The sequence below is a fragment of the Streptomyces sp. HNM0645 genome, assembly GCF_030056615.1.
In the GTDB taxonomy this organism is placed as follows: Bacteria; Actinomycetota; Actinomycetes; order Streptomycetales; family Streptomycetaceae; genus Streptomyces; species Streptomyces marianii.
Window position 1 is genome coordinate 1 of sequence record NZ_JASHLT010000077.1, and the last position, 9023, is coordinate 9023.

At 70.6% G+C, this 9023-nt stretch carries 5 protein-coding genes and 2 pseudogenes; 3 read left to right on the plus strand and 4 right to left on the minus strand.

From position 1 onward, the window contains the following. Window positions 1–98: 98 nt before the first annotated feature. A pseudogene (locus QMZ92_RS34070) lies at window positions 99–233 on the plus strand (N-acetyltransferase); the annotation flags it as partial. A 235-nt stretch (window positions 234–468) separates the two neighbouring features. Here QMZ92_RS34070 and QMZ92_RS34075 read toward each other — a convergent pair. The 4 genes and pseudogenes from QMZ92_RS34075 to QMZ92_RS34090 form a co-directional block, all read right to left on the minus strand. Continuing rightward, window positions 469–1426 (minus strand): annotated as a pseudogene (locus QMZ92_RS34075) (IS3 family transposase); the annotation flags it as partial. A gap of 476 nt (window positions 1427–1902) precedes the next feature. After that, window positions 1903–3312 carry a phytoene desaturase family protein gene (locus QMZ92_RS34080; RefSeq protein WP_283301561.1) on the minus strand — a complete coding sequence of 470 codons (1410 nt, stop codon included), beginning with the start codon at window positions 3310–3312 and terminating at the stop codon, window positions 1903–1905. Then, window positions 3309–5114 (minus strand): DUF3556 domain-containing protein, encoded by a 1806-nt coding sequence (locus tag QMZ92_RS34085; protein ID WP_283301563.1) that lies wholly within the window; start codon window positions 5112–5114, stop codon window positions 3309–3311. The genes QMZ92_RS34080 and QMZ92_RS34085 overlap by 4 nt, the downstream gene beginning before the upstream one ends. Before the next feature lie 3 nt (window positions 5115–5117). Continuing rightward, window positions 5118–6587, minus strand: coding sequence for a class I adenylate-forming enzyme family protein (locus tag QMZ92_RS34090; RefSeq protein ID WP_283301565.1), 1470 nt, complete (start codon window positions 6585–6587; stop codon window positions 5118–5120). Between the two features lie 146 nt (window positions 6588–6733). On the opposite strand from QMZ92_RS34090, the gene QMZ92_RS34095 reads away from it, so the two are divergent. After that, a complete protein-coding gene (locus QMZ92_RS34095; RefSeq protein WP_283301567.1) occupies window positions 6734–8005 on the plus strand; it encodes a PucR family transcriptional regulator in 1272 nt (423 codons plus the stop codon). 434 nt (window positions 8006–8439) lie between these two features. Further along, window positions 8440–9023, plus strand: a 584-nt coding sequence (locus QMZ92_RS34100) for an IS110 family transposase (RefSeq protein WP_283301610.1), incomplete at its 3' end; no start/stop codon positions are given.

The window sequence follows — 9023 nt, forward strand, 5'->3', positions numbered from 1 at the left end:
CAGTGCCGCCAGAAGGGCGTCCAGGTTTGTCTTCACACACTGACCAACGGGCGCCCTTCGCCATGGTTGCGACCAGCGCACACATCGGACTCACTCATCTAGCGGAGGCGGCGGGTGCTCGAACCGTTGACCTCACGTCGCGTCCATCGAGGGAGGCAGCGAATCGCCTGTATGAGCGACTCGGCTTCGAGGCCAGGGATTCCAGGGTCTATCGCTTCGTCCTGGAACGGTAAATGGGGGTCTTCCCCCAAGGCCGGGAAGTTAGCGTATTTCCGCTGTTGGCAAGGGGGTTGAGGTCCAAGCTGTGGCCGCGTAGAGGCCTGGTCCGAGCTTGTGGATGAGCCCGGTGTTGGCCCATCGGGACAGTTGCCGATACATGGTGTGCAGGGTGATGTCGCCGAAATGGGCGGCGATCTCCGCGGGTCTCCACAGGCGAGTCGGGTCGTCCTGCAGCAGGGCGAGAATGCGATGCCGTNCTCCGTGGTCGGAGTGAAAGACGGAACCGTCCAGACTGCCGCGGGTCCGGGCCGCCATGTGGAGGGCGTCGGCGACCAGGCTGGTGCGCATGTGGTCGGCGATGGACCAGCCGACGGCCTTGCGGCTGAAGCAGTCCAGAACCGTCGCGAGGTAGAGGAACGTGCCGTCGGCGAGGGGCAGGTAAGTGATGTCGCCCATGTATTTGAGGCCCGGCCCGGCGGCGGTGAAGTCCCGCCGGAACAGGTCCGGGACCTGTGAAGCGGCCGGGTCCGCCACCGTGGTGCGGACGCGTCTGCGCAGGCGGACGCCGGTGATGGCGAACGTGCGCATGACGCGGGCGACCCGCTTTTCGTTGACGTGCAGGCCCGTCTCCCTGAGCTCGGCGGTCACCCTCGGGGAGCCGTAGACGCCGCCGGATTCCGCGTGGACCTCGCGAATCCTCGCCGCCAGGCGCTGGTCGGCCCGCTGCCGGGCAGTCCTGGCCTCGCGGCCGGCCAGCCATTTGTAGTAGCTGGACCTGTTCACCTCCAAGACCTCGCAGAGCCGCTTCACCTCGAAGGCGTCCCGGTGGTCGTCGACGAACTGGAAGCGGCTCCTCACCAGTTCGTCTCCCCGGCGAAATACTTGGCCGCCTTGCGGAGTATGTCCCGCTCGGTCGCGAGCTTGCGCTCGCTGGCCTCGAGTTCGGCCACCGAGCCTCGAGCTGCCGGATCCGCTCGTCAGGTTCCGCGGACGGCAACACCTGCGTGGGGCGGGCCGCAGTCCTGGTGTCCCGGGCTGTGGCCGGGCCGGCGCCGCGGCCTTCGCGGTCCCGCAGCACCCAATTCCGCAGTGTGTTCCTGTTGATGCCCAGGTCAGCGGCAATGCTCTTGTACGTTGCCCCGGGTGTGGACTCGTACAGGGCCACGGCATCGGCCTTGAACTCGTCCGAGTAGTCCTTCATCGCCATCGGCGGTCTTCTCGCTTCCTCCGGATCAAGCAGATCCAGTATCAGCGTGTCCACCATTCAGGGGGAGGCTCCGTTGGCTCGCCGACCGCTACCGGGCAGTCCTCTCGGCTACCAGTCTCAAGGCATGAGGCACGTCAACTTGAGCTCAGCACGATGGCCGCCCCGGGCGAACCCGAGGCGGCCATCGTGCTGCGTGAGCTTCGTGCGGCTACTGCGTCCGAAGATCACTCGGCGGCAGGGGGCGGCTGACGCTGCCGCGACGGTCGCGGAGCGCTGCACCATGGGACGACTCCCGCAGGTCCTTCTCGACGGCCCGGGCCGCTGCGGGTGGGACAGGCAGCCAGTGCCAGGCTGGGCAGGAGCCGTTCGTGCAGCCAGCACACGGCGTTGACGCTGACTGTGTTGCCGATCTGCGGGATCGCCTCGCCCAGCGGATGACATACTCGGCGGGGAAGCGCTGGAGCACCTTGATCTCCTCAGAGCCGGGCGAGTGCGCGCTGCGCGGCGTTGTAGCCGCACATCCCGTGGGCGCCGGCGCCGGGCGGGGTCGCGGCGGAGCAGAGGGAGACCCCAGGCACGCCGGTAGCGTATGGGTCGGGCGCCGGGCGCGGCCGGAACACCAGCTGCCAGGCGTCGTTGGCACCCGTCACGATGTCACCGGCCACGTAGTTGGCGTTGTGCCGGCTCATCTGCGTCGTGGAACGTACGTACGTCGCCCGGATGCGGTCGCGGAAGCCGGGGGCGAACTGTTCGATCCGCGCGGTGATCGCCTCGGTCGCGTCGCCGGTGAAGCCGGCCGGCACGTGGGCGTAGGCGTAGAGCGGGTGTACGTCGCCGGCCGAGCGGGTCTTGTCGGCGAGGTACTGCTGGCCGACAAGGACGAATGGCCGTGCCGGCATCCGGCCGGCGGCCACGTCCCTCTCGGCGGCCGCCATCTCCTTCACGCCGCCGCCGAGGTGCACTGTGCCGGCCGAGCGCGACCCCTCGTGTGCCCACGGCACGCCGCCTTCGACGGCGAAGTCGACCTTGAACGCGCCGGGCCCGTGGCGGTACCTCAGGTACGCGCGGTGCACGTGGCGCGGCATCCGGTCGCCCGCGATCCGGGCGGCCGCGGCCGGCGAGGTGTCCAGCATGACCAGGTCCGGGCCGCCCAGCTCGTCGAGTGAGGTCACCCGGCGCCCGGTCTCGAACTGCACGCCGTGCTCGGCCGCGCGGGCCAGGATCGCGTCCCGGATCGCGGCCGAACCGCCCTCGGCGACCGGCCAGCCGAAGGCGTGCGCGGCCGTGGTCAGTGCGACCCCGATGGCCGAGGAGGCGAGCGTGTCCAGGGGCCGGAAGGAGTGCACGGCGACGCCGGTGAAGAGCGCTTGGGCCTCCGGTGTGCGGAAGCGGCGCGCCAGCAGCGTGGCCGGCAGTCCGGCGTAGGCTCCGAACCGAGCCAGGTGGAGCGGGTGCCGCGGTATGTGCAGCACCGGCTGCAGGAACTCCTGGCTGATCGTCCCGAACCGCTCGGTGAGCGGCCCGAACGTGTGCTGCCACCCGGGGCCCCCCTTCCCGAGCCCGGCGGCGGTCTCGGACACCGACCGCACTGCCACCCCGCCACGCCCGTCGTCGAGCGGGTGCGCGAACTCGGCCGGGGCCCAACGCCAGGTCAGGCCGGCCCCGGCCAGGTCGAACCGCTCCGCGAAGGCCGAGCACAGCACCAAGGGGTGCATGCCGGAGCACTCGTCGTGGACCAGGCCGGGCAGGGTCAGCTCGCTCGACCGGATGCCGCCGCCGAGTTCGTCCGCGGCCTCGATGACGCGGACCTGCAGGCCCGCCGCGGCGAGCGTGAGGGCGGCGGCGAGCCCGTTGGGGCCGCTGCCGACCACAACCGCTGTCGTCATGCGAGGGCCTCCTCACCGCTTGCCGTCGGGTACGCCGGGTGGTGCTCCGGATGCCGCCACGTGACCTCGAGCGGGATGGGCCCGTTCGGCAGCCAGGGCTGCTGGTCGACGAGGTCGCGCACGTCCCACCGGCCGCGCTCGACGATGCCGAGGGCCGCGTCCATCACGAAGTACTGCTGCAGGGGCCGGTGGATCGGCTGGGACTCCACCCAGAAGACCACGAACTCTCCGGGGGCGAAGTGCAGCCGCCGCTGGATCGCCTCGATCAGCTGGTCGTCGTGGAGGTGGCCGTCGCCGAAGTTCCAGCCGACGACCAGGTTGGCGCCGACCTCGCCTTCGCGCACGGTGTACGTGTCGAGGTCGTCACCGAGATAGGCCCGCGCCACCGACAGCAGCCCCTTGCCCTGGCTGTGCATCGAGCGCCAGGCGATGAACATCTGCATCGCCATCTCGGCCATCGGGGCGGGGTAGCCGAGAGCCTGCAGTTGCCGGTTGTGCGTCTGGACCGGGATCGGCAGCTCGTTGAGCCGCTCTTCGACACCCGGCGCCAGGGCCCAGACCGCCGACGCCCAGTTTCCGGCGTACTGCCGCATCGACGGCAGGAAGGAGACCAGGTCCGGGCGCAGGTTGCCCAGCACCGGGAAGAACAGCAGGGCACTTGCGATCATCGGCAGCATCCACGGCTCGCTGAAGTCGAGCAGGCCGTAGCCTTCGCCGGCCGGGTGCCCGGCGAACAGGAAGATCCCGATGTAGGCGAACAGGATGTTCCACTCCAGCGGCACCGCCAGCGGGAACGTCGAGGTGATGAACAGGTGGAAGAACACCATGCACACCACGGCGACGAGGGTCAGTTCCCGGTTGGTACTGAACAGCAGTACGAGCGGGACGACGAACTCGGCGAGTGTGCCCATCACGTGAGCCATGAAGTGGGCGAAGCCGGAGGGACGCAGGTCCTCGGGCGGGTTCTTGTAGTGCCAGAGCCGCATCGCCCTGGGCGTGAACGGCGCGTTCGACGCCATCGGAGGGACGACGAAGGAGAAGTGGCGGGTGAACTTGGAGACGGCGGCGCCCACCCAGACGGTGACGATGATCAGCTTCGCGGCGATGATCATGTCGGTGAAGTCGAGTGTGGCGCAGACGACCATCACCGGGACGTACTGCTCGCCTCGCGCCGCCAGGAAGGGAACCTTGTCCCGGAGGCCGAGCAGCGCGAGCAGGACGGCCGGGACCGCGAACAGCACAGGCCGTACCAGGCCACCGGTCACGTCGGGCCGGGCCGCCAACAGCGCGTCGGTGCCGGCGCCGGGCAGCACGATCGCCACGGCCAGGCTGACCAGGATCGCGGCGTACAGCAGGGCGTCGACGACACCGCGCTGGTCGCCGCGGGTGAGGGGCACCACGCGCGGCCACGGTGGGAGCCGGATCGTGCCCGGCCGCAGCCAGTAGCGGGCTCCGCCGTACATCGGCTTGAAGTGGCCGGTGAGCGGGCCCCAGGCGCCCCCGACGCCGACGACCTCCAGGAGTGCCACCCACAGCACGAGTTTCTGGTAGACGATCGGCTCGTCCCACCACTGGCGCACGTCGAGCAGGCCGCCGATCTCGGAGGTGGTGGTTACGACCAACAGGCCGCCGATCGTGGAGAGTCCGACCAGCTTGAGGATGTAGAGCAGGTGCAGCACTCGCGGGCTGCCGAAGCCGTTCTGGGCCCAGAAGGCGCTCAGCACCTTCACCCGCTCGAAGAACGGGCGCTGCAGGAACTCCTCGGGGTCGACCGCGGGGAAGACGGGGGTCTTGAAGGCCATGCCTCACGCTCCGGTGGTGACGGTCTCGTGCTGCCGGCGCAGCGCAGGCTTGTCGATCTTGCCGACGGGGTTCTTGGGGAGGGCGTCGAGGATGCGCACGCCCACGGGCACCTTGTAGCGGGCCAGGTTCGAGGCACACGCCTCGGCCAGGTCCTCCGCAGTGACGGCGGCGCCGGGCTGGAGCGCCACGTAGGCGAACGGGACCTCGCCGAACCGATCGTCCACCTGGCCGATCACGGCGGCCTCGCAGACGCCCTTGCGGGAGAGCAGGACCGCCTCGATCTCTTTGGGGTAGATGTTCTCCCCGCCACGGATGATCATGTCCTTGATCCGGTCGACGATGCGCAGGTAGCCGTCCTTGTCGAGGACGCCGACGTCGCCGGTGTGCAGCCAGCCATCGCGCAGGGTCTCGGCCGTGGCCTCTGGTCGCTTCAGGTAGCCCCGCATCACGTTGGGCCCCTGGATGACCACCTCACCGCGCTCGCCGCGGGGCAGGATCACGCCGTCGGGGGCCATGACCTCCACGCGCACCCCTGGGAAGGCCGGGCCGACCGTGCCGACCCTGCGCTCGTCCCACCAGCGGTTGCTCGTGGCGGCGCAGGTGCACTCGGTCAGGCCGTAGCCCTCCGCCAGCACGAATCCGAAACGCTCCTCGACCGCGTCGAGCAGCTCCTTCGAGGCCGGCGCGGCCCCGCACACGGCGAACCGCACCGAGGAGAAATCGGCGTCGCGCGGCTGCCCGAGCAGCATGGCGTAGATCGTGGGCACGCCCGAGAAGTACGTAGGGCGGTGCCGCTCGACGGCGTCGAGGAAGCCGTCGACGGTGAACCTGCCCAGCACCGTGAGCCGGGCGCCGGTGCGCATCGGCGTCAGGAAGCTGACGCAGATCGCGTTGGCGTGGAAGAGCGGGAGGAAGAGCAGGCAGTGGTCGTCGGCGGTGAGCCGCATGAGGTCGGCCATCATCGAGGTCATCGCCTCGAGGTTGGCGTGGTCGAGCATCACGCCCTTGGGTCGGCCCGTCGAACCGCTCGTGTAGACGAGCAGGGCCAGTTCGTCCGGTGACGTCCGCGCCGCGGGCAGCGTCGTGCCCACCGGCACACGCCGCAGCTCGTCGGCGGCGAGGCTGGGCCGGCCGCCGTCGGGCGCGCCCGGGCCGAGGTTTACGACGAGGCCGCTGTCGGCGTCCGTGATCTGGTAGTCGGCCTCTTCGGCGGTGAACGCCGGGTTGACCGGCGTCGCGGCCGCGCCGAGCCGCCACGCGGCGACCATCGCAACGAGGAGCTCGACGCGGTTCGGCAGCACGACCGCGACGACCGAGCCACACCCGATGCCGCGCTCGGCGAACTGCTCCGCCGCAGCCTCGACCCACGCGGCGAACTCCGCGTAGGTGAGCTCATGCCGCTCGTCGCGGACGCACGGGCGGTCGGCGTGGGCCGGGTCCGCGGACCAGGGGAGATAAGCCAGGGTTGTCATGGAGGGTCCCGTCCTTCCAGGGGTGCTGGGTCGAAGGTAGGGAGGTCTGTGACGGCCGACACTGTCCTCGGAAGACAAGGAATAGGGTCAGAATGGTCCCCCAGGGCCGCATTCCTTGGCCGGTGGGGCTGCGATGGAGGGACGGGATGGCACAGCGATACGACGTGGAGGTGCCCGCCGACGTCGGCGTGATCGGTACGGCCCTCGCCGAGCAGCTGCCGAACCTCACCACGGCCATGACCACCGCCCTCGAAGAGCAGATCCCGGAACTGCCGCAGGACCGGATGACCGGGGCTCTGCTCGCGCGGAGCGTGGAGAGCAACCTGCGCGCGGCGAGCGCGCTCTACCGCGGCGAACTGGACCTCGGCGTACTCGCGGCCCCCGCAGAGGCCCGGGAGTACGCGCGCCGACTGGCTCAGCGCGGCGTCTCCGTCACCGCACTGGTGCGCGCGTACCGGCTCGGACAGCACCTGCACCTGACCTGGTCGGTCGAGGAGCTGGTCCGCGAAAACCCCGACCCGGAGCGGGCGTTGGCCGCCGTGCGCGCATTGCTCGGGCTCAACTTCGTCTACATTGACATGATCTCCGAGCAGGTCATCGCGGAGTACCAGGCCGAGCGGGAGCGCTGGCTCTCCCACCGCAGCACGGTCCAGGCGGAGACCCTGGAGCGGATCCTGGCGGGAGAGGCGGTCGACGGATCCGCCGCCGAGGCCGCGCTGGGCACCCGTATGCATCAGCAGCACCTGGGCGCGGTGCTGTGGACCGCGAGTGGGCACGACACGCCGGGCGACCTGCCGCACCTGGAGTCCGCAGCCGGCCGGCTCGGGCACGCCCTAGGCGCCGTGGGCAGCCCGGTCTTCTGGGCGAAGGATCGGGCCTCGGCCTGGGTCTGGTTCCCACTCGGCCGCAAGGCGACGGCCGATGCGGTGGCGGCCGCTGCAGCCCTGGACCAGCGCACCACGCCCCGCGTGCACGCGGCGCTCGGCGCCCCGGCCCGGGGACTGGCCGGCTTCCGGTACACCCATGAGGACGCCCTTCAGGCTTTCCGGCTGGCCACGTCCGGCAGCGGCGAGCCGCCCCCGCTCGTCAGCTACACCGACCCAGGCGTCCGCGCCGCCGCGCTCCTCGCGGCCGACCTCCCCCGCACCCGCCGCCTGGTGACCGCCTCGCTGGGCGGGCTGGCCGCCCGGACCGAGAGCGCCACCCGGCTGCGCGAGACCCTGCTCGCGCTGATCCAGGAGCGCGGCAGCCTCGGAGCTGCGGCCGACCGCCTGCACGTGCACAAGAACACCGTGAAGTACCGCGTTGCCCGCGCCGTCGCGCAGCGCGGCCGCCCGCTGGAGGACGACCGCCTCGATCTGGAGCTGGCGCTGGTCGCGGCGCACTGGCTGGGGGACGCGGTGCTGCCGGAGGGCTGACCGCTCCCCCGTTATGTTTTCCGCGGTCCTGCAATGGGGCCGCTGGCCTCCGGGCCCGGCATGACTGTTGCCCCCTGTCGAACGAATGACCTGGGGGGTGGTGTCACCGGGCCCGAGGGGTGCCGTCGGAGACGCTGATGAGAGGTCCGACCACCGCCTGACCTGGCGCAATGCCTGGTCGTGTTCGGGCGGCAGGTCTGCATAACGTGGATGCGCGAGAACGGCCCCGACGCCCAGGCCAGCACCGGTATCGAGCAAGTGGGGGCACCGTGATCGACACCAGCAGCGTGGGCGTCTTCCTCGGCCTGGACGTCGGCAAGAGCACACACCACGGCCATGGGCTCACCCCNCGGGCGGCAGGTCTGCATAACGTGGATGCGCGAGAACGGCCCCGACGCCCAGGCCAGCACCGGTATCGAGCAAGTGGGGGCACCGTGATCGACACCAGCAGCGTGGGCGTCTTCCTCGGCCTGGACGTCGGCAAGAGCACACACCACGGCCATGGGCTCACCCCGGCCGGCAAGAAAGTCTTCGACAAGCCCCTGCCCAGCAGCGAGCCGAAGCTGCGGGCCGTGTTCGACAAGCTGGCCGCGAAGTTCGGCACCGTCTTGGTGATCGTGGACCAGCCGGCCTCGATCGGCGCCCTGCCGCTGACCGTGGCCCGGGACGCAGGCTCCCAGGTCGCCTACCTGCCCGGACTTGCGATGCGGCGGATCGCCGACCTCTACCCGGGCGAGGCGAAAACCGACGCAAAGGACGCCGCAGTGATCGCGGACGCCGCCCGCACCATGCCGCACACCCTGCGCTCGCTGGAGCTGACCGACGAGATCACCGCCGAGCTCACTGTTCTGGTGGGCTTCGACCAGGGCCTCGCCGCCGAGGCCACCCGCACCTCCAACCGGATTCGGGGCCTGCTCACCCAGTTCCACCCCAGCCTGGAGCGCGTCCTCGGGCCGCGTTTGGACCACCAGGCCGTCACCTGGCTGCTGGAGCGCCACGGCTCCCCGGCCGCCCTGCG

Bases quoted from the DNA above. Each gene is read 5' to 3' on its own strand.
- QMZ92_RS34090 (WP_283301565.1), bottom strand. From the start codon at position 6,587: ATGACAACCCTGGCTTATCTCCCCTGGTCCGCGGACCCGGCCCACGCC.
- QMZ92_RS34095 (WP_283301567.1), top strand. From the start codon at position 6,734: ATGGCACAGCGATACGACGTGGAGGTGCCCGCCGACGTCGGCGTGATC.
- QMZ92_RS34085 (WP_283301563.1), bottom strand. From the start codon at position 5,114: ATGGCCTTCAAGACCCCCGTCTTCCCCGCGGTCGACCCCGAGGAGTTC.
- QMZ92_RS34080 (WP_283301561.1), bottom strand. From the start codon at position 3,312: ATGACGACAGCGGTTGTGGTCGGCAGCGGCCCCAACGGGCTCGCCGCC.